Source organism: Fulvivirga maritima (assembly GCF_021389955.1).
GTDB lineage: Bacteria > Bacteroidota > Bacteroidia > Cytophagales > Cyclobacteriaceae > Fulvivirga > Fulvivirga maritima.
In genome coordinates this window covers 4,546,808-4,567,786 of record NZ_CP089980.1, presented here as the reverse complement: position 1 = coordinate 4,567,786, position 20,979 = coordinate 4,546,808, and the positions used below count along the sequence as shown (strand labels likewise).

Below are 20,979 nucleotides of genomic sequence, written 5' to 3'. Positions count from 1 at the left end.
GATACAAGCCTGCAAATAATTACAGGCTTGTTCTTTTACAAGCCCTCTCCTCTTGCTGTTGCATTTTTCCCAATCTACTCCATACTATTCCCTAATCTTATACCAGATAGTGCATCCAACCGATAAACCCCCTCTTTCTATCGTATAGCTGAAGTTTATCCTTTAGAACATTATTTACGTATTCCACTTTTAGTAAACTAATAATTCTTTTATGCTTTTAATCTCTTGTAAGAGAATAAAGCACCAAAATAATACACTCCTTACACACTTAACAATAAGTCATTTACTCTAAATGATAAATCTAATCATCACCCACTAATGAAGCTTCTATGCTCTATTAAACGAGATCATTAAGACAAAACAATACATCACATTTTACACCTACATTTTGATCTATAAAACACCTCCCCATCAAAAAATGGAAGAGCTAAAATATAATTCATAAAAAAAGCCGTGTTCCTACGTGAACACGGCTTTTCAAAAGTTGAAAAAAAAAATTAACCTATACTATACTAATTATAGCCTCTTTTAATACCAACCACCTGTTGGTTGTAAATTCTCATTTAAGTCCATTTCCTGCTGAGGAATAGGCCATAAATAATCTTTAGAAGGATCGAAATAACGTTCTTCAATCAAAATATGCTGACCATAATCACCTCTCCTCTCATCAAAATCATTAAGAATCCCATACACATTTCCTGGCATCACATCTTCTGCAATTCTCCATCTGCGAATATCGAATAGCCTATGCTCTTCTAAAGCGAATTCCACTCTGCGTTCTCTTCTTACAATTTCCCTTAATTCTGCAGCTGATGTAGTAGTTACTGCTGGCATTTCAACACCTTGTCTTTGTCTCACCTGATTAATTGCGTCCAATACTGTACCATCAATCTGACCTGCTTCAATTTTAGCTTCAGCATAAGTAAGTAATACTTCAGCATATCTAATCAATATTTCATCATTATAAGATCTCTGATCCCAATCTCCAGATATATCGTCTGCCACATACTTTCTATAATAATATCCAGTAGGAGATGCATTATTTGCACCTATCACATTTATATTACCACTGGTGGTATCCGTTACATCAACAACACTACCATTAACTACCCCTCCAGGAAGAATAACCGTAAGTGATAACCTGGGATCTCTATTGTCAAAAGGATTAGAAGAGTCGTACAAGGGGGATTCATCAATAGTCTGCCCATCCGTCATTTCATATGCATCAATTAGACTCTGGAGCGGTACTATTTGACTCCATCCTCCTACGGCAGGACCTCCTACCCAAGTAGCAATCGCATTTTTACTATTAGTTGAATATTGAGCTGCAAAAATAATCTCAGTACTTCCTTTGTTTGTTCCATCAAATAAAGATAAATAATCATCATCTATTGAGTAAGCCCCTAGATCCATAACTTCTTGCGCAGCCTCAGCTGCTCTTTGCCAATCTCCTTCATATAGCAAAACACGAGCTTTAATAGCAAGTGCCACACCTCTAGTTACTCTACCTGATTCACCTTCATAAGAAACGGGAAGATACTCCGCAGCTTGCGTTAAATCATCAACTATCCAATTAGCTATTTCCTCTCTACTAGTAAGAGTAGGATAAAGCTCCTCAGGAGAAGGCACATGCTCTACTCTAGGCACATCACCAAAAAGAGCAATTAATTGTTGATAAGCATAGGCTCTAAGAGTCAGTGCTTGTCCTCGAATTTCATTTAGACTAGCTTCATCTCCTTCAATATTATCAATATTATCTAATAAAAAATTTGATGAACTAACAATTCGAAAATTCGTGGACCAATAATGGGAAAAATAACCAGCAGTAGTAGTAGCAGTCCCAGTACCTACAAACTTAGCATCAGTAGGCCAATCACTCCAAGAATAACTATCATCAGTTGTGGCAGATATCACCATTCTATAATAATCATCTCTTAGATATCTATATCCATTATCTAAAGCTGACTGAGCTTGATCAATTGTTTGCCAATATGCCTCGCCCGACACCTCATCCATTGGTTGCTGATCTAGAAAATCGTCTGTATCGCAGGAGCTGAAAAACACAGCTACACCCAAAAAAATTAATATTATATATCTATTTCTCATATTTCTGTCAATTAAAAGTTAACATTTACTCCAAACGTATAAATTTTAACTTGTGGATAGTATCTACTAGTGGATGGCGTTTCTGGATCTATTCCGTCTTCCAAACCAGAAAAGGTTAATAAATTTTGACCACTAACAAATAAACTGCAATTTGAAATGTTTACACTTTCTAACCACTCAGAAGGAAGCCTGTAATTCAATCGTACATTTTTAAGTCTAAGATATGCCCCGCTCTTTACCCAATAAGAAGAAGCTTGATTATTTTGCTCATTAGCTCCTAATCGTGGATAAGCTGCATTAGTATTTTCTGGAGTCCAACTGTCTTCATGAAGACTTCTGAAGTTTCCATCCGGACCTATAGGTGCTTGCAAAATATTTAAAGTATGCACATCAACATCACCTACACCTTGAAAAAATGCAGACAAAGAAAAGTTTTTATACTCAGCGCCTAAGTTAATACCGTAAGTATACCTTGGAATATTACTACCTAGATAAACTCTATCATCGGCATTGATTTCATCATTACCATCTACATCTCTATAAATCAAATCTCCGGGGGCTGCACCAGCCACACTCGCATAATTGTTCACCTGTTCCTCTGTTTGGAACATTCCATCCACTTCATATCCATAATATGCATTAATAGGATCACCTACTTTTAAGGCGGTAAAAATACCATTACTATCCTCTAATTGATCTGTTCCATTAAGATCAGTTACTTCATTCTTTACATCAGCAATATTACCTCCAATAGTGAAAGAAAAATCTTCTCCTACTGTACCATGATAATTAACTGCTAGCTCCCAACCTCTGTTTTTCATAGATCCCACATTTTGAAAAGGGTATGACAGACCAACAGAACTTGGTTGCAAGTATGGCATTAGAATATCATTAGTTTCCTTAATATAATAATCAAAAGTAGCATCTATCTTACCTGACAAAAGAACAAGATCAAGTCCGAAATCGGTCATTTTTGTAGTCTCCCACGTTAAAGAATTATTTGGATAAGAACTTAATTGTAAAGTTTGAACCATTGATCCATTAAAAGGATAACTTGAAACTTCAAGTGTTGATTGGTATGGATAATAATCTGCACTTCCATTACCATCTAAAGTATTATCATTTCCTAATTTACCCCATGACCCTCTTAATTTTAACTCATCAAAAATTGTCACATCATCCATAAACGCCTCTCTAGATATTATCCAACCTGCAGAAAACGAAGGAAATGTCCCCCATTTTTGACCATCAGGAAAACGAGAAGAACCATCTCTTCTTATATTGGCCTCTAATAGATACCTATCTTTAAAAGAGTAATTAATTCTTCCAAAATAAGACTGCAAAGCATATTTATAAGCATTTCCACTTATATGTTGATTTTCTTGCTCTCCGGCATCTAATTGATCTAAATAAGGTGCAGGTAAATTTTGTCTATCTGCATATAATTGATCAGACCTCCTCGTAAGTCTTGAAATACCTCCAAGCACCTTTATAGAATGTTCTCCAAAAGATTTTTGATAGTTTAATAGTCCTTGAATGTTAGTAAACCAAAAATCAACAGAAGTTTTAGCAACAGAATTGGCTCCCTGTTCAACATCTCCATACTCAAACAGTAAATCACGCTGACTATAATACTCAGAGCTATTGTTGACAGAGGCTAACCCTGATAATGTTAATCCATCAATTATCTCATAATCTGCACGGAAGTTACCCATATAAAGGTTTTCCTTATCCTCATAAAGCCCCCCCTCTTCTTGTAATCTTAAAGGATTATCTTCATTTCTTGCTCTTAACCATTCTCCGGCTTCATTTTTAATCCCATTCAATGGGTTAGTGGCATCAGCAGTCTGGAACTGTTGACTTGTTCCTCCCTGAGGTTCTTTTGTATTAGAAATTTTAGCAGAAATATCTGCATTAAAATTTAACCTCTCAGAAAGCTTAATATCAGTATTTAATCTTACTGTAATACGCTCAAATTCAGTCTTTTCAACAAGCCCTTTTTGATCAAAATAATTAGTTGAAAAGCGGTACTTAATATTATCTGCACCACCCGCAATACCTAAGCTATGGCTCTGCTGAAAACCACTTGCATTTAACACTTTATCAAACCAATTTACGTCTGGGTACTCAAATGTATTACGATCAGGGTTATTGTAAGCATCAATTTGCGCTTGTGAAAATACGGTGCCACCACCTGTGTTAGTACTTGTTAAATTTCTTAGCTGCATATAGGTCTGGGCTCCCACAAAATCAGGTAAAGTAGTAGGTCTTTGCCATCCAAAATAATTGTTGTAAGACACTTTAGGAGCTCCTTTATCACCCCTCTTAGTTTTAATAAGGATTACACCATTTGCAGCTCTAACTCCATAGATAGATGCTGCCGCCGCATCTTTAAGTACTGACATTGACTCAATATCATTAGGGTCTATATCATTGATGTTATACTGAACACCATCAACCAAAACTAAAGGAGCATTGTCATTAAATGTACCAATACCTCTGATACGGATACTTCCTTGATCAGCACCAGGCTGTCCACTACTTTGTGTAACAGTAACTCCAGGTGCCACTCCTTGTAATGCAGCCGATACCTGACCTACAGGTCTGGTTGTTAAAGTTTCAGATTCTACGGCTGATACTGCACCTGTTAAATTTTGTTTCTTTTGTTCTCCATATCCCACTACTACTATTTCTGATAATTCAGTAATATCTTCTTCAAGAGAAACTGAAAAATTAGTTTGATTTCCTACACTGATTTCTCTTCTTTTAAAACCTACAAAAGAAAAAACTAAAATATCATCAGGTGATGCCTCAACGGTAAAGTGACCTTCACCATCTGTAATTGTTCCCCTAGATGTATTCTTTACTACTACAGTAACCCCAGGAACAGGCTCACCAGTAGTTTCTTCCAATACAGTTCCACTTATTGGACTTTGGGCTTGTGCCTGATTAAACACAACCAAAAGCGCCATTAAAAGAAACTGCATGATCAATTTCTCTGCCTTAAAAGTTTCCTTTAAAGCAGTTTTTGTTAAACCCAAAACAGTATACGAGTTGGGTGGATTGCTGTAAACTTGCTTCATAACATGTTAATAAATTTTAAAAAATGAAAAACATTCAGGTTGGCATCACTCCTGCCAGAGTATTAGCAACCTGCCTTAGTATTACCTCTTTCCTAATCATGACCAAACTGATTAAGAACTTACATGAGTAATATTTACATAACACTAAGTTGATCACCAAACTAGCCACTGGATCTTCAAAAACAAAATTATTTTGGGTTTTTGTGTGCGCACACAGTAAATATGTTTGCGGACACACAAAAAACAAGCTTGATATTCTGCTTTAAAGAACACACAACATCAAGCCGCTAAGCATCAGAAAACCTACATGTTAAGTGAAGATAATGGCAATAAAAAAGCCACCTCAAACATAAATTTTGAGATGGCCTTTTATACTCCTACTTAAAGAAAAATATACTACCTATCGTTAGGCAACAGTACCTGATCTATAATATGGACAACTCCATTGGTTGTCATTATTTCGCGAGTGTTAGCTCAGAATTTGATCTAATTAAACCTACAGTTAGATGAGTGTCTTTGGTTATTGGAGAAACACTTTGAACAAAAGTAGCTCCATATTAGGCTAATAGAATAAACTAGCGGATCTGATTTTTCTTAATTATATAAAAAGGTCGGAACAAAACGAATTGTCCGACCTCTTTCATAAAGATTAATTACAGATTTCTATCGTTGATTATAAATCCGCAGGAAACATTAGTTCGCTAATTTGCATTTAAGGCATCAGAAGTTCATCTACAATATGTATTCTACCATTAACAGCGTAGATATTAGCATCTGTTATTTCGGACCAATTGAAGAAAAATATCTGATTACCCTCTTCTTCTACGATATTTACTTGCACATCTTCATTTAATGAAGTTGTAATAAGTTGTCCAGAATCTAGATCGCCAGTTTCATAAATCACATCCTCGATAATATGATATTGAACAATTCTCTTCAATTCTGTTTCAGATATACTTTCAATATCATCCAAGTCATGTTCCTCTAAATAATCATCAAAGGCAGTATTAGTAGGTGCTATTAAAGTATATTGATCATCTGAATTAAGAGCATCTGCAATATCTTGAAACTTACTGATAACAGAGTGAAATGTACTTAACTCACTTTTAGTTGTAAGTTTAGGATAAATCCTAAATGTAGGATCTATGAATATATCCAAAACAGAATGAACCACTCCATTTGTTGCACTTAAGTTATAAGGATCGGCAATCACAGCCCCGTTAACCGTAAGATTAGCAGGATTAGCTGTATAAGCAGTATCTCCTAGACTCTGCATTTCATTTGTAGTTAAATCACGTGTATAAAATTCACCACTCACAATTTGAGCCAAAACCACCTCTCTCAGATTATAGGCATCACCAATATTTTTAACCGTTACACCCTGATCCTGAAAAAACTCATCTTTCGGGGCAAATATTGTGAACAACTCAGAATCAGATAATTCTGCATCCACCCCTGATTCCACAATCGCTTTGCCATAAATTCTAAAACCATTTCTTTCAAGTGTAGATAGCATATTGCCATCTGGAAGGGTACTATTATTATCATCATCATTACTACAGGCAGCTAACAAAATAGCAGAGCTAAAAGCCATGAGTTTGAATAATTTTGACATTTTATGAATGACTTCTTTCATATTTTTTTTAAAAATAAATATTCTAAAATTATCTATATACATATCCTTAGGTCTGATGTTAATCAACATCCCAGAATATTTTAGTGCCCCTGGTATCTTTAGAAGCTACGGCAGCGTAATTTGCACCATTATTACTTCTCTCAGTAGCAGGATATAATAATCTTGAAGGAGGTAATTCCCCCGTAGTGGGATCTACAGGGAGATTCAATTCAGGATATCCGGTTCTTCTTATTTCTGACCATGCCTGACCTGACTGAAGGATAAAATAATGCAGCCATTTCTGAGTTGCTATTTTCTCCATCTTCTCCTCAGTCGACCCTGTATAAGCGATGGCTGCGTTTGTTAGATAGCTAGTGACTACACTCTCCTCAGGTTTTTCCATTGGCTCTCTTGCAAACGAAGGAAATGAAGTACCCACAGAAGCATTCTGATTCAATGAATAATAAAAATCAATAGACTCTTCTATACCAGCCGTATATGCCTCTTCAGCACTACCACCGCCCCATTTCTCAAAAGCTTCTGCTTTTATGAAATTCATTTCAGCAGACGTAAAAATTACTCCAGGTATATTCCAGTTATATAAAAATGTGAGTGTATCAAATGAAGCTAAAACGCCATCATTTGCCAAGTTCTGTTGCTCGTTAGTTGTAGCTTCCGTCGGTACACCTACAAAGCCCCCAGAACCTGCATCCCAAAACACATCCGTTCTAGGGTCATTAGTTGCCACCATCACATCTTCAAGCATATAATCTCCTGCATACGGGCCAAAACTAAGTTCCTGAAGTGCATTCGTAATGTCTGAGTAAAAATTACTTGACTCAGGGTTCACCTCTAACAAAATGTTTTCTTCGTTTGAAGATACTATTGGATAAGTAGCTTCATCTGCGAACATTTTAGTAAGCTCAGTTTGTGCTTTAGCAGCATCATAGTCACTTATTCTCATCAACAGTCTGGCTCTTAGTGAATTAGCATATCTTCTCCAACTAATTATATCTCCACCGTTTAGAATATCCTGTGCATTGAGCTGACCACTAGTACTTGAAGACATTTCTAAAGTAGAGAGATAGCTGTTGATCTCATCTAAATTTGAAATAAACGTGGAATACAACTCTGCAGCATCATCAAATTTTGCCATTCCCAGTGAATTGGTCAAATTTAAGGAACCTGCTTCTGAGAAAGGTATGTCTCCCCAATAATCAATTAACTCCGAAGCCTGATCGTACAAAATGATTTTGCCTAGTTGCATGAAAACTTCATTATTAATTTGTTCTTCATCACTTAGGCTCATGTATTTCTGCTCCATAGAACGATAACTATTCATTATTCCATTACTATAGAACCCTTCCCATCTGTCTTCCATATAACCAGCACTTGGCTGATACATTCTGTTTGCAACTCCAAAGCCATAATACAATGAGAACTTCGCAGAAGCTTCCATTTTAAAAGTTCTATAATCCCAGTAAGTCGGCCTTATATAGTCGTTATATAACATATTAGTAAAGAGCTTACTAATATCGGCATTGGTAGTTTCATTAGGATCTATATAGTAATCTTCTAACTTATCGCTACATCCTACGGCAATGAGTAGTAACATCCCAAATACACATGTATTTATTAATATTTTTTTCATTTATTTTCCGTTTTAAGATTAGAATTTAGCCCTTAGCACTATACCATAACTTCTTGTAGGTGCAGCTGCTGCGTTATCCATTGCTTGAGCCTGCCAGCTATCACCAATTGCCGCTTCAGGATCCCAGTTATCTGGAGTGTTTTTCCATATGTAGAAAAGGTTTCTCCCTACAAGGCTAATTTGAACATCTCTTAACCCTACTTTATCGCTGATATTAACAGGTAAGTTATATGTTAAGCTTGCCTGACGTAGCTTCACAAAGCTATTATCCATCACCGCCTCTCTATACTGCCCTTCGGCTCCACCTCCTGATCCTCCCCAGGCGAATGAATTCATATAGTAAGATCCTGCATCTATTACCTGTGTATTTTGAGCTCCCTCAGAGGTAACACCATCCAGAATTATCCCATCATGGTAATGACCATTTTGAGAAAGTACTTTTTCACCATCTACTATGTCATATGCCAATCCGCCATTGGCTGCATCTCTATATTGCATGGTGCTTTCAAACATTCCCGCACCTTTCATATATAAATACGGAGTAGATACCATCTTACCGCCAAATCTATAATCCGCTACTACATTTAAAGAAAAATTCTTGTAAGTTAAGGTGTTATTAATACCACCCACTGCCTTGGGCATAACATTACCAATCTTCTCATAATCTGCTGATGCATCGAGGCTATAAAAACCATTTGCATCTACAATTTTATTTCCATCCGCATCTTTAAGGAAAGGCAATACATATATATTTCCAATACTTTCCCCTTCTTCAGCTCTGATGTATAATGATCCACCATCTTTATCCACAAAATTGATATAGTCTATGCCATCCATTAATTTCTTTACAGTATTTTTATTATAGGCATAGTTCACAAATATATCCCATCGAAAATCTTGTGAACGGAAAGGTGTAGCATTAAGGCCAATCTCCACACCCTGGTTAGTAAGATCACCCACGTTTGCAAGCATAGCAGAGGCTCCAGAGGAAGACGGCGTAGCCACATTCAAAATTTGGTCTGTTATTATATTATTATAGTAAGTAACATCCAAACCTATTTTATTTTGGAATAAGCTGGTTTCTAAGCCAAACTCTAAGGCATATTTCTTTTCTACTTTTATGTCATTATTACCATAAGTACCAGATTCTGGAGATTGGAACAAAGCAGTAGAGTTATTACCGTTTAACGACCCTAAGTTATAAGTTACTGCCGCTGCATAGGGTTCAGGACTATTCGCCACCACACCCCAAGATGCTCTTAACTTACCATAATCCATAAAATTGGGCATAGTAAATGCTTCTGAAAATACGAAGCTGGCATTAGCAGAAGGATAGAAGTAAGTATTTTCATTTTCAGGTAAAGTCGATCTTCCTTCGTACCTGCCTGTACCTTGCACGAATAAATAATCCTTATAAGAGAATTCTGCCATACCGAAAGCAGCCGACTGGTACTGATTTTTCACGTAGGTCTTAGCTTGGTCACCTCCATTTAATGCTCTTTGTGAGTTTACCAAGTTAAAATAGTTTTCAAGTATAAGCCCACCATTAGTACCTATCGTAGACTCATTATATTGTTCATCTCTATAAGTAGCTCCTAATGACAAGTTCATTGCGAGATCACTACTTAAATTCTCTTTATAAGTACCCAAGATATCTCCATAAACCAAGTTATAAGTGCCTTTTTGAATTCTGTAAGTACCGGAATATCTTACTGAAGATGGAACCTCAGAATATTCTTTTGTCTCATGCTCCGCTCCCGTATAATCGTTACCAATTCGGCCTCTTACAAAGAACTTATCATTAATCTGATACCTAATCGTTGCATTGTTCATATAACGATTTGATATTTCTTCCTTACTATTTCTATTTTGATTCCAGAAATAGTCTAAAAGATTTGTTGCTCTTATTCTGTAAGCCAATTGATCATCCTCACTATATCCTGCACCTAAAGTCACATATTTATAGCCATCGCTTGTTTGATATAGAGTTTTATAAGCGTCCATATCATCCATTCTGCTAAAAAAGCCGGTATAAGATGTAAATATCTGATTTAACATGTAAGGTCTATTATGCACCTTGCTATTGATATAGGTGGAAATTAAATCCACAGATACCTTGTCATTCAATTTTAAAGTTCCATTGAAATTGAAGTTATTCTTTTTTCATGTCAAAGCCAGGCATGATTCCTTCGTAATCTTGCCTTGCATAAGAAACCCTGAAACTACCCTGATCTCCGGCGTTTGAAATGGCTATGTTAGCATTTTTATTATATCCCGTATTGAAAAAATCTTTGTAATTATCTTCATTAGCAGAGTATTTTCTTGTGGTCCCATCCCAGTACGATACTTCTCTGCCATCGAACCTGGGGCCAAACTGACCATAAGATCCATAATAGGGGTGAATAGATCCGTCACTTTCAGTAACCCAACCTGACCTATTACCTGTAATAGCTTTATTATTATCTCCATCATATCCTGGCCCATAAGAATTTTGCCAGTCAGGCTGAAATGCCAATTGCTCTACATCATATTGTAACTTCAGATCCACACCCAAGCCTTTTTTTCTTGAAGTACCCTTTTTAGTAGTGATAACCACCACTCCATTAGTACCATCAGATCCATATAATGCAGTAGCACTTGCTCCTTTAAGCACAGATATACTGGCAATATCTTCAGGATTTATATCTATAAGTCCGTTTTCCCTTACTCTTTGCTCACTCCAGAAATCATCATTAGATCCTGCTGCCTGCATGTTAATCAATGCGTCTCTACGCATGGGCACACCATCTACAACATATAGTGGTTGAGTATTACCGCTGATGGAACTAGTACCGCGTACCTGAATATTAACCGCACTGGCAGCTCCACCATTAGAAGCATTGACTCTAACACCTGGCATTTTACCAATCATACCTGTACCCACATTCATGTTGCCTGCTGAGGTGATGTCTTTAGACTCTACCGTTGCCACTGAGTATCCCAAACTCTTCTCCTCTTTTTCTATCCCCAAGGCTGTAACCACTACCTCTGTAAGTTCTGTTATATCTTCAGATAAAGATACTTGAAGGTTAGTTCTGCTACCTAAGGTAACTTCCACAGGCCTAAAACCCACAAAAGAAAAAACCAATATATCTTCCGAATTTGCTGATATAGAAAAGGCGCCGTCTCCATCTGTTATTGTTCCTGATCCTGTGCCTTTAACCATTACTGTAACTCCCGGAAGTACTTCTCCGGTTTCCGCCTCTGTTACCGTTCCCGTCACCGTTTTTTGAGCATAAGCACTGCTTATACCAATAAAAAACACTAGAACAAGAGATCGGAAAAAAATCCACTTCGACCCTCTACATCTCCATACACTACCCTTGGAATGAACAAGATGATCCTGTCTTTTGCTGTAGTTTTGTTTCATATAAGATTATAGTTTAAGTAAAAAATAATACTGCCTATCAAAATAAAAGAGCATACTTTAATGAGACCTTATTATGTACAGAAATACCAACCTTGCTATCTGTTCTTTTAAGAATCCTATTCAACTGCGCACATTAAAATAAAATCTAAATGAATAGATAGCATAAACAACTTTTTTAATTTTCATGTAAATTACTTACATCCATGATAAAAACAAAATTATTTATTTATTTTGTGTCCGCACACATTATATTTGTTAGCGAAAACATATTTACGCAAAATATTTAGTAAGTTTATAGTTCTTCAAGGGAAGAATGTAGTTTTTATCATATTATGGTAAGAATTATTGATTAATTTTGGTTGGCTTAAAATCTTACATATGAAGAACCAAAAAAATATCAGGATAAAAGACATTGCTAAGATGGCAGGTGTATCAGTAGGAACGGTAGATCGTGTTATCCATCGCAGAGGTAGAGTATCTGAAGAAGCCCGTAAAAAGGTGGAGAAGATTCTCAATCAAACCGGATATCAGCCCAATCTGCTGGCGCGAACCCTGGGTTCTAATAAAACCCTGAGGCTGGTAGCACTGACTCCAGATCCTGAACAGGATGAATACTGGGCCTTATCTTATTCTGGTATAGAGCAAGCCGTAGGTGAATGGTCTCAATATAGTGTAGAGATTATACCGAAGCATTTTGACCTTTATAATAGTAACGAATTTTCAAAAACCGTTGCGGAGGTCATGACGCTCGAACCTGATGGCGTATTAATAGCTCCTATTTTCTTTCGGGAATCTGAGGAATTATTTAAAGCACTCAAAAAACTAAGCATTCCCTACGTGCTCTTCAATACTAAGATTGCCAACTCTTCTTCTATGTGTTTTATAGGTCAGGATCTTTATCAAAGCGGGCGAGTAGCCGCAGAACTGCTTGACCTTGGCAAAAGCGATAAAAACAAAATAGCTATACTTCACCTTTTATGAAGACGTAGAAAACTCTGTCCACCTTAAAGCGAAGGAGGCCGGTCTGCGAGATTATTTTAGTGAAATGGATAATCCTTATGAAATTATTCGTTTTGCACTTAGCGATCCTGAACATCCTGCTTTCAAAGTAGAAATTAAGCACCTACTTAAGGAAGATGATATTCATGGTATATTTATTACTACCTCTAAAGGAACGTATAAAGCGGCTTCTCTTTTGGAAGAACTGCAAAAACATAATATCCGATTAGTGGGTTATGATTTACTTAATGAAAATATAGAACATCTTAGAAAAGGTACAATCGACTTTTTAATCAACCAAAGCCCTAACCGACAGGCTAGTGTGGGGATTTCTTACCTGGCCAACCTTTTATTATTTAAAAAGGAGCCTCCACATGAGGAGCTTTTTCCTTTAGAAATAATAACCAGACAAAATCTGGATTCTTACGTAAGATCTAAAATTCATTAAACTTTTTAAAATGACTTTGAACACAATCAAAAAATGTATCTTAATTTTTTATCTCTTTTCCTCCTACATTTGCTTAGCCCAGGAGGATTTTAGAAACCCTAATCTATCTACACAGACCAGGGTTACACAACTACTTTCTGAACTTACCCTGGAAGAAAAAATATCCTTAATGGGATATAACAATAACGGTGTAGCACGCCTCGGCATTCCTAAATATAACTGGTGGAATGAAGGTTTACATGGTGTAGCCAGAGCGGGTAATGCTACCGTATTTCCACAAGCCATCGCTATGGCCTCTACCTTTAATGATGAGCTAGTGCATGAAGTGGCCGATGTGATTTCTACAGAAGCCAGAGCTAAATATAACCTGGCTGTAGCCAAAAACAGACACCTTCAGTATATGGGGCTTTCTTTCTGGTCTCCTAATATAAACTTATTCAGAGATCCGAGATGGGGCCGTGGGCAAGAAACCTATGGTGAAGATCCTTTTTTAACATCACAAATGGGATTAGCCTTTATGAAAGGGCTTCAAGGAGATGATCCTAACTATTTAAAAGTGTCATCGGCAGCCAAGCACCTGGCCGTGCACAGTGGACCTGAGGCTGACAGGCACAAGTTCAATGCGGTAGTAGATGAGAAAGACTTAAGAGAGACCTATTTATATGCTTTCGAAAAATTAGTAGATGGTGGAGTAGAATCTATCATGTGTGCCTATAACAGAGTTAATGGCGAACCGTGCTGCACCAGTGAAACTTTACTGGAAGATATATTAAAAGGCGAGTGGGACTTTAAGGGCCATATAGTTACTGATTGCTGGGCTCTGGAAGATATTTATGTGCGCCATAAAGTAATGGGTACTGGTACTGAAGTGGCTGTAGCTGCTGTGAAAGCCGGCGTTAATCTGGATTGCTCTAACCTACTACAAGATGAGCTTATGCCTGCTATTGAGCAAGGTTTACTTACTGAAGAGGACTTAGATAAAGCACTTACCGGTAATCTTACTACTTTATTCAAACTTGGTTTTTTTGATGATCAAAACCTTGTTCCTTTTTCAAAACTAGGAAAAGCCGATGTTCATAATACGCAAAACGTTGCACTGAGCAAGCAAGCGGCAGAAGAGAGTATGGTTTTATTAAAGAATGATAAAAACCTTCTGCCTCTTAACAAAGAAGAATACGGAAGCATGGTGGTAGTGGGTTCTAACTCTGGCTCGTTAGATGCTATGTTGGGTAACTATCATGGAATCTCTAGTAATATTGTTACTTATGCTGAAGGTATTACCGCTGCTGCTGGTCCTGAAACTGCGGTACAGTATGACCTGGGTTCTAACTACACAGACACCACGCACTTTGGCGGTGAATGGGCTGCTGAAAATAGTGATTTAACAATTGCTGTTATTGGCCTTACCCCTGTATTAGAAGGAGAAGAAGGAGATGCTTTCCTGGCTGCTAATGGTGGAGATAAAAAGGATTTAAGCATTCCACAAGCTCATATTGCATATCTTAAAGCTTTAAGAGCTAAGCATGACAAACCTATTATTACGGTGGTTACTGCTGGTAGTGCGGTAGATATTTCGGCCATAGAGCCATATTCTGATGCCATAATCTTTGCATGGTACTCTGGTGAGCAAGGTGGTAATGCCCTGGCTAACATTATTTTTGGAGAGACATCACCATCAGGTAAATTGCCAATTACTTTCTATAAGTCATTTGATGATCTACCCCCCTATGCCAGCTATGATATGAAAGGCAGAACCTATCGTTATTTTGATGGAGACGTTCAGTATCCGTTTGGTTTTGGGTTAACTTATGGTGACTTTAGTTATGAGTGGAAAAAACAACCGGCTAAAAAATATAAAAGCGATGATACTATCGAATTTGCTTTAACTGTAAACAACAGCGGAAAATTTGACGCCAAAGAAGTAGTACAAGCTTATATTGAATATCCTGAAATGGATCGTATGCCATTAAAAGAATTAAGAGCTTTTAAAAAAATAAAAGTAAATGCTAATGGTAAAGAAGAAGTGTCTCTTAGTATTCCTGTAAGTGAATTACGCAAATGGGATTTGAAAAAAGGAAAGTGGAAAGTGTACCCAGGTACTTATAAAGTGGTATTAGGCAGTGATTCAAGAGATGAAAAACTTGTTGCTTCTTTTAATGTTAAATAAGCAACAGCACCGTATTTATTTTATATGTATAAAACCGAAAACAAAAATATTTGAATAAAATTGTGCGCGCACACGCAATAAAATTTTTAATTTGTGTGCGCACACACTATATTTGTATAACAAGACAGGTTCTTTAATCAAAATCTTTAATATGTCAGCACTTAATTATTCCGAAACGAGCTTAGAAAAAATACCGGTAACCGTATTTCCTGATGACTCTACCGGCTCTCAGGTAGTAGCAAAAGAAATTGCGGACCTAATCAAAGAGAAACAGGAACAAGGCAAACCTGCCGTTCTGGGTTTAGCTACAGGTGCTTCACCTTTGAATATTTACAAAGAGCTAATCCGTATGCACAAGGAAGAAGGTCTCAGCTTCAGCAATGTAGTTACCTTTAACCTGGATGAATACTACCCTATGGAGCCAGACTCTCTACAGAGTTATGTACACTTCATGTATGAGAACCTGTTTAATCATGTAGATATTAAAAAAGAAAATATACATATTCCTGATGGTACGCTTTCATTAGACGCTGTGAAAGCTTACTGCCGTGATTATGATGAACAAATAGCCAAACTAGGAGGACTTGACCTTCAGCTTTTAGGTATAGGACGTACCGGACACATTGGTTTTAACGAGCCAGGTTCATCACTCTCCTCTCCTACCAGAATGGTAAAACTAGATCCGCTTACTGTGGCTGATGCAGCTAAGGATTTTATTAAAGAAGAGTTTGTTCCCCTTCGTGCTATCACTATGGGTGTAGGCACAATTATGCAGGCTAAAAAGATCATTCTTGTGGCTTGGGGACAAGGTAAAGCCCCAATTGTTCAGGAAATGGTAGAAGGTAAAGTTACTGATGAGGTACCTGCATCTTTCCTACAAACACACCCTAATGCCAGCGTGGTATTAGATGAAAGAGCTGCTGCTAACCTGGCCAGATATAAAACGCCATGGGTAGTTAGTCTGGTAGAATGGGATAAAAAACTTACTAGAAGAGCGGTAACCTGGTTAAGCCAAAAGATAGACAAACCTATTTTAAAGCTTACTGACGATGATTACAAAGAAGCAGGTCTAATGGATCTTTTAGTAAATTCTGGTAGTGCTTATGATTTGAACATTAAAGTATTTGCAGAAATACAAAAAACCATAACCGGATGGCCTGGAGGTAAACCAGATTCTGACGATAAAAACAGACCTGAAAGAAGTAATCCTGCGGTTAAAAGATCAATTATTTTTAGCCCACACCCAGATGATGATGTAATTTCTATGGGCGGCACTCTACTTCGTTTGGTAGACCAAGGACATGACGTACATGTAGCTTATCAAACTTCTGGTAACATAGCCGTATTTGATGATGATGCCTACAGATTTGCCACTTTCGCTAAAGACTTTATGGATTCAATGGGTATCAAATCAGATTTCCCTGAAAAATTCGAAGATCTTAAGCAATTCTTAGCCGAGAAAAAGCTAGGTGAGCAAGATGATCCTTTAGTAAAAAGCATTAAAGGTCTTATTAGAAAAGGAGAAGCAGAAGCTGGTTGTAGATTCTGCGGAGTAAAAGAAAATAATGTACACTTCCTTAACCTGCCATTTTATGAAACAGGTCAGGTAAAGAAAAAGCCTATTGGTCCGGAAGATGTACAAATAATAGTAGACCTGCTACAAGAGGTGAAACCTCATCAAATATTTGCAGCAGGAGACTTGCAAGATCCACACGGTACCCACGCTGTATGTCTAGACGCCATATTTAAGGCTTTAGCTCAGTTAAAAGAGCAAGGAGAAGCTTGGTTAGATGACTGCTATGTATGGCTTTACAGAGGCGCTTGGCAAGAATGGGATATCGAAGATATTGAAATGGCGATCCCTATTAGCCCGGAAGAGCTAATGAGAAAGAGAAAGGCCATTTTCAAACACCAATCACAGAAAGATTCACCTGTATTTCCAGGTAATGATAAACGAGAATTCTGGCAACGTGCAGAAGATCGGAATAGAACCACAGCTCAGTTATATGATAAGCTCGGCTTAACTGAGTATGAGGCCATGGAGGCCTTTGTAAGATACCATTTTTAGTTTTGTTAAGTGGTAATGTTATGTTAGTCTTAGGCTGCTTCAAGGTGAGAATGAAGCAGCCTTTGTTTTTTATACATTCCTCCTATTCTTTCTCTCCTCAAGGCAATATCCCTAGAGCCTAGCCACCTAATACTCTCGCCATTAGCATCTTCTACCTTGTGAATATTTGAATCATTGTGTAGCCTTGTACCATGAAATCATACCAAACTGATTTCTCACACAGACTCAAATAAGTGACTATGATCTGGAAAGATATTACCAACAACTCTGAAGTGTGGATGGGCTTGAGAATAGAAATTAATGAAGATATCAAATCAAATTTCCTTCTCGAATCCGGCAACAACTGCCGTTTCAAATTATATAATAATTCGCAGCCCGTACTATGGGGCACATTTGGTAGTGATTACTGGGGTGTTTGGGCGCTTATTAATCCATTAGACTGGGAATTATCTGACATGCCTGTTGCTCCCATTAACGCAGCCACTGTTGAAGAATCAAAAAATGAAGAATATTACTGGTTTTGGTCTCGCTTCTTCGCCAAACAGTTAGGCGATAAAAATGATCCCTATTTATCAAAAGGCATTTGGACTATTACCATCGGCTCATCTTATGAAAATAGAGCAGCAAACACCTCTGAGATCATCTATGACCTGGATGATGCCTACGTAACTGAAAACCCCAGGTGGATCGATTGGGATATTGGTAAAAACGGGAACATCATAGCCCTGAAAAATGAACCCAATATTGAAAGCGGCAGAGTAAAATGGTATCGTAAACTCGTACGAGAAAACGCTTGTCCACCAGTGCTTGTATGGTACTTAACCTGCCTAAGTGCTTATATTATTATTGATGGTCATGCAAGGTTAAAGGCCTTTCAGACTGAAGCCATTCCTGCAAAGTTTTTAATACTGAACTCGATCCGAGAGCAAGAAATAAAAAGAGACCCTAAAGTGCAGCAAAACATTCTGTTGGGTATAGAACAACGACAAAAACACCCTACAAAACCGAAAATGAGTGTAGACGAAATAAACAAATTACTCATCTCCGCATTTGATACCAGTCCCTATTGTTACTCTATTACTACGGCAAAAGGAAGAAGAAATTTTGAAGAAAAATGGATTGAAGAAGTTAAAGCATTCAGTAATAACACCAATTCTTCTGATATAGAGGATATGATTAATAGAGAAGAGCATTAATCCTCTCTAAGCATAAAGAATACTTAAAAGGCCTAAGAATAAATGAAAAGTAATGAATTAGAATACAATGAAGAATCAGGCTCAATCAGTTTTGAAATTGAAGGCAACGCCTACCACATAAAAGTAAATGATGTAGCAGATGCTCTCATCAATAAAGAGAAAGGAATCATTTTAATAACCACTTACACCCCTGAAGAAGAAAAGCTCCTAGGGTATTCATTACGTGGTGAGCTTCTGTTTTCTGTTCCCCCACCGGCGCATTACCGGTTTTGGTATCTCTCTGCCTCCGATCTAAGAGTGGCGTGCATTGGTAAAGACGAATTTGCCGAGAAATCTGGCCGATCTGGTTGGTGGTTTAAGCTAGACCTTACCAATGGTAATATGACTAAAGATTGTTGGGCATATTGAATTAAGGCGCCAGTAGAGACTCTCATCACACCTACTGTCATTGAGCTTCATTTGTATAAAATCAATTAATGACTAAATTGTAGAGAGATGATCCACCATTGAACCAGCCTCTACATGAGCTTCCAATCTGTATATTTAACTATTGATGATAGCCCTTCCAAAGATTTTAAGAACAAGGTTCAATTTCTGATGAAGAATAAAATTCCTGCCTTATTTTTCTGTATTGGGCAGCAAATACCTGGAGCTTCCGAAGAACTTAAGTATGCCATAGAACACGGATATCACATTGGCAACCATTCATACAGTCACAAGCATTTCTCTTCCTTATCTCTCAAAGCCTGTTTAGAAGACATTAACAAGGCTGATAAACTTATTGCAGATCTGTATCAAAGCTGCGGCATTAAAAGCTATCCTAAAGTATTCCGATTTCCTTTTGGTGACAAAGGGGATTATAAGTTTGGATTTAACCTCTACCCTTTTGATCAGATATACGAAATTAAATTAGGAAGAAAGAAGCGCTTAGCCTACAAAATGCTCAAGCCACTCGCCTTCTATAGCCATAAAAAAGAAAAAGGAATGGTTCGAGCCAATAAGGTACAAGAACACCTAAAAAGCTTAGGGTATACTCCACCTTCAATTAATATAGATCATCCATTTTATGAAAAATTTAAAAGAGACCGAGACTGGATGTGGACCCTTGACCTGGAGGATTATAAACTCATGAATAATGAAGACCTGAATAACGCCTTACAAAACACCTATGCTCTGTTAGAAACTAAAAGACCAAATGCCGGATATACTCCGTCGTTTAAAGAAAAAGAAACATCTAACCTCTCCAGCAACATATTATTAACTCATGACTATGAAAACAATGGAGAACTATTCTACCATACCATAGAATATATGCTCCAATCAGGATATATCTTTAAAAAGCCGCTTAAGAAATAGGCTCCTCTTCCTTTTTAATATACTCTTTTAACATACTGTTCCAGGTAGAACAATCTGAGCTGGTTTCAACAATCAAATTTTCCTCCTGTGTTAATTTTTCTGGATTGATATACCAATCAACATGCTTAAATGTGTAGGGCCTGTCTAACCGTAATGAAGGCGTAAGGGCTGTAACTAATGAGTTTTTTCTATACATGCCAAATGTGGTATCTACAGGAGCTATATAATGTTCAGGTGTTATTTTATTTGCCCAAAACTTCCCTTCCCAGTCAATAACCTTATTCTTTAAAGGATAATGATTGGGAAGGTCATTTATCTCCAGAGATACACCCACGTGATTAATATGACTATAGGTATTCAAAGTATTTTCCATCTTATCAATAATATCATCAGGAGTACTGTCATATGGAATTAAATCAGCGTCAGACACAATGTACTTTTCAAAACGCCGTAAGGCCATGCTCACCGGAAGAATCCAGTTAAGTCCGCTATTCTTCTTAAGTCTAATGAGCTGAATATTCTTTTGAGAAGAAATCTTCTTATAGTAGGTCAGTAGTGACGGCAAAGTGGAAGCATTATCGATTATAATAATGGAAGTCTTGTGACTCTTTAAAGTCATAAACCATTTTTCAAAATTTTCAGGGAGGCATAGCGGTTAAAGTTATTGATGATTACAGGAATAGTACCCGAGATGAGTTTACGCTTATCTATAATACTTTTTGGAGGAAACAATAAATAATACATCCACATTAACCTACATTTCATATCATAAATCCTTCTGTTGGTAATGCGCAAGGAATGAAGGGAAGTAAGTGATTTAAAAAGCCTCATGATTAAATTCATTTAAGAAATAATCCAACCATTATAATTTAAGTCATTAT

At 37.2% G+C, this 20,979-nt stretch carries 13 protein-coding genes and 2 pseudogenes; 7 read left to right on the top strand and 8 right to left on the bottom strand.

Going from position 1 to position 20,979, the window contains the following annotated elements; all coding sequences use genetic code 11:
• Nucleotides 1-528: 528 nt before the first annotated feature.
• From LVD15_RS19290 to LVD15_RS19265, 7 genes and pseudogenes are all read right to left on the bottom strand, one after another.
• Complete coding sequence (locus LVD15_RS19290) at nt 529-2,106, bottom strand: RagB/SusD family nutrient uptake outer membrane protein (RefSeq protein WP_233776844.1); 1,578 nt, start codon at nt 2,104-2,106, stop codon at nt 529-531.
• 11 nt (nt 2,107-2,117) lie between these two features.
• Nucleotides 2,118-5,189 carry a SusC/RagA family TonB-linked outer membrane protein gene (locus LVD15_RS19285; protein WP_233776843.1) on the bottom strand — a complete coding sequence of 1,024 codons (3,072 nt, stop codon included), beginning with the start codon at nt 5,187-5,189 and terminating at the stop codon, nt 2,118-2,120.
• 396 nt (nt 5,190-5,585) lie between these two features.
• Nucleotides 5,586-5,654 (bottom strand): annotated as a pseudogene (locus LVD15_RS27310) (fasciclin domain-containing protein); the annotation flags it as partial.
• Nucleotides 5,655-5,901: 247 nt separating this feature from the next.
• The gene (locus LVD15_RS19280; RefSeq protein ID WP_233776842.1) at nt 5,902-6,894 is read right to left on the bottom strand and encodes a fasciclin domain-containing protein; all 993 of its coding nucleotides are present in this window, start codon (nt 6,892-6,894) and stop codon (nt 5,902-5,904) included.
• Nucleotides 6,884-8,455: a SusD/RagB family nutrient-binding outer membrane lipoprotein gene (locus LVD15_RS19275; protein WP_233776841.1), complete on the bottom strand. Its 1,572-nt coding sequence runs from the start codon at nt 8,453-8,455 to the stop codon at nt 6,884-6,886. Before LVD15_RS19275 ends, LVD15_RS19280 begins: the two co-directional genes overlap by 11 nt.
• A gap of 18 nt (nt 8,456-8,473) precedes the next feature.
• On the bottom strand, nt 8,474-10,513 hold the full coding sequence (locus LVD15_RS19270; RefSeq protein ID WP_233776840.1) for a SusC/RagA family TonB-linked outer membrane protein: 2,040 nt from the start codon (nt 10,511-10,513) through the stop codon (nt 8,474-8,476).
• Between the two features lie 94 nt (nt 10,514-10,607).
• Complete coding sequence (locus LVD15_RS19265; protein WP_233776839.1) at nt 10,608-11,864, bottom strand: carboxypeptidase-like regulatory domain-containing protein; 1,257 nt, start codon at nt 11,862-11,864, stop codon at nt 10,608-10,610.
• A 378-nt stretch (nt 11,865-12,242) separates the two neighbouring features.
• Between LVD15_RS19265 and LVD15_RS26920 the strand changes: the two genes are divergently transcribed.
• The 7 genes and pseudogenes from LVD15_RS26920 (at nt 12,243) to LVD15_RS19235 (ending at nt 20,098) form a co-directional block, all read left to right on the top strand.
• Nucleotides 12,243-12,845, top strand: a complete 603-nt coding sequence (locus LVD15_RS26920) for a LacI family DNA-binding transcriptional regulator (RefSeq protein ID WP_255763306.1) — start codon at nt 12,243-12,245, stop codon at nt 12,843-12,845.
• Nucleotides 12,846-12,873: 28 nt separating this feature from the next.
• Nucleotides 12,874-13,311 (top strand): annotated as a pseudogene (locus tag LVD15_RS26915) (substrate-binding domain-containing protein); the annotation flags it as partial.
• 10 nt (nt 13,312-13,321) lie between these two features.
• Nucleotides 13,322-15,478 (top strand): glycoside hydrolase family 3 N-terminal domain-containing protein, encoded by a 2,157-nt coding sequence (locus tag LVD15_RS19255; RefSeq protein WP_233776838.1) that lies wholly within the window; start codon nt 13,322-13,324, stop codon nt 15,476-15,478.
• A gap of 151 nt (nt 15,479-15,629) precedes the next feature.
• Nucleotides 15,630-17,546 carry a glucosamine-6-phosphate deaminase gene (gene nagB / locus LVD15_RS19250; RefSeq protein ID WP_233776837.1) on the top strand — a complete coding sequence of 639 codons (1,917 nt, stop codon included), beginning with the start codon at nt 15,630-15,632 and terminating at the stop codon, nt 17,544-17,546.
• 239 nt (nt 17,547-17,785) lie between these two features.
• Nucleotides 17,786-18,742, top strand: coding sequence for a hypothetical protein (locus LVD15_RS19245; RefSeq protein WP_233776836.1), 957 nt, complete (start codon nt 17,786-17,788; stop codon nt 18,740-18,742).
• A 42-nt stretch (nt 18,743-18,784) separates the two neighbouring features.
• Complete coding sequence (locus LVD15_RS19240) at nt 18,785-19,150, top strand: hypothetical protein (RefSeq protein WP_233776835.1); 366 nt, start codon at nt 18,785-18,787, stop codon at nt 19,148-19,150.
• 114 nt (nt 19,151-19,264) lie between these two features.
• Nucleotides 19,265-20,098: a polysaccharide deacetylase family protein gene (locus tag LVD15_RS19235; RefSeq protein WP_233776834.1), complete on the top strand. Its 834-nt coding sequence runs from the start codon at nt 19,265-19,267 to the stop codon at nt 20,096-20,098.
• Here LVD15_RS19235 and LVD15_RS19230 read toward each other — a convergent pair.
• Nucleotides 20,088-20,717: a hypothetical protein gene (locus tag LVD15_RS19230; RefSeq protein ID WP_233776833.1), complete on the bottom strand. Its 630-nt coding sequence runs from the start codon at nt 20,715-20,717 to the stop codon at nt 20,088-20,090. The genes LVD15_RS19235 and LVD15_RS19230 overlap by 11 nt on opposite strands.
• Nucleotides 20,718-20,979 lie beyond the last annotated feature (262 nt).

What these genes read in the sequence shown, in the direction of transcription:
- LVD15_RS19290 (WP_233776844.1), bottom strand. Translation starts at nt 2,106, where the DNA reads ATGAGAAATAGATATATAATATTAATTTTTTTGGGTGTAGCTGTGTTT.
- nagB (WP_233776837.1), top strand. Translation starts at nt 15,630, where the DNA reads ATGTCAGCACTTAATTATTCCGAAACGAGCTTAGAAAAAATACCGGTA.
- LVD15_RS19240 (WP_233776835.1), top strand. Translation starts at nt 18,785, where the DNA reads ATGAAAAGTAATGAATTAGAATACAATGAAGAATCAGGCTCAATCAGT.
- LVD15_RS19255 (WP_233776838.1), top strand. Translation starts at nt 13,322, where the DNA reads ATGACTTTGAACACAATCAAAAAATGTATCTTAATTTTTTATCTCTTT.
- LVD15_RS26920 (WP_255763306.1), top strand. Translation starts at nt 12,243, where the DNA reads ATGAAGAACCAAAAAAATATCAGGATAAAAGACATTGCTAAGATGGCA.
- LVD15_RS19285 (WP_233776843.1), bottom strand. Translation starts at nt 5,189, where the DNA reads ATGAAGCAAGTTTACAGCAATCCACCCAACTCGTATACTGTTTTGGGT.
- LVD15_RS19265 (WP_233776839.1), bottom strand. Translation starts at nt 11,864, where the DNA reads ATGAAACAAAACTACAGCAAAAGACAGGATCATCTTGTTCATTCCAAG.
- LVD15_RS19230 (WP_233776833.1), bottom strand. Translation starts at nt 20,717, where the DNA reads ATGACTTTAAAGAGTCACAAGACTTCCATTATTATAATCGATAATGCT.
- LVD15_RS19280 (WP_233776842.1), bottom strand. Translation starts at nt 6,894, where the DNA reads ATGTTGATTAACATCAGACCTAAGGATATGTATATAGATAATTTTAGA.
- LVD15_RS19245 (WP_233776836.1), top strand. Translation starts at nt 17,786, where the DNA reads ATGATCTGGAAAGATATTACCAACAACTCTGAAGTGTGGATGGGCTTG.
- LVD15_RS19235 (WP_233776834.1), top strand. Translation starts at nt 19,265, where the DNA reads ATGAGCTTCCAATCTGTATATTTAACTATTGATGATAGCCCTTCCAAA.
- LVD15_RS19275 (WP_233776841.1), bottom strand. Translation starts at nt 8,455, where the DNA reads ATGAAAAAAATATTAATAAATACATGTGTATTTGGGATGTTACTACTC.
- LVD15_RS19270 (WP_233776840.1), bottom strand. Translation starts at nt 10,513, where the DNA reads ATGTTAAATCAGATATTTACATCTTATACCGGCTTTTTTAGCAGAATG.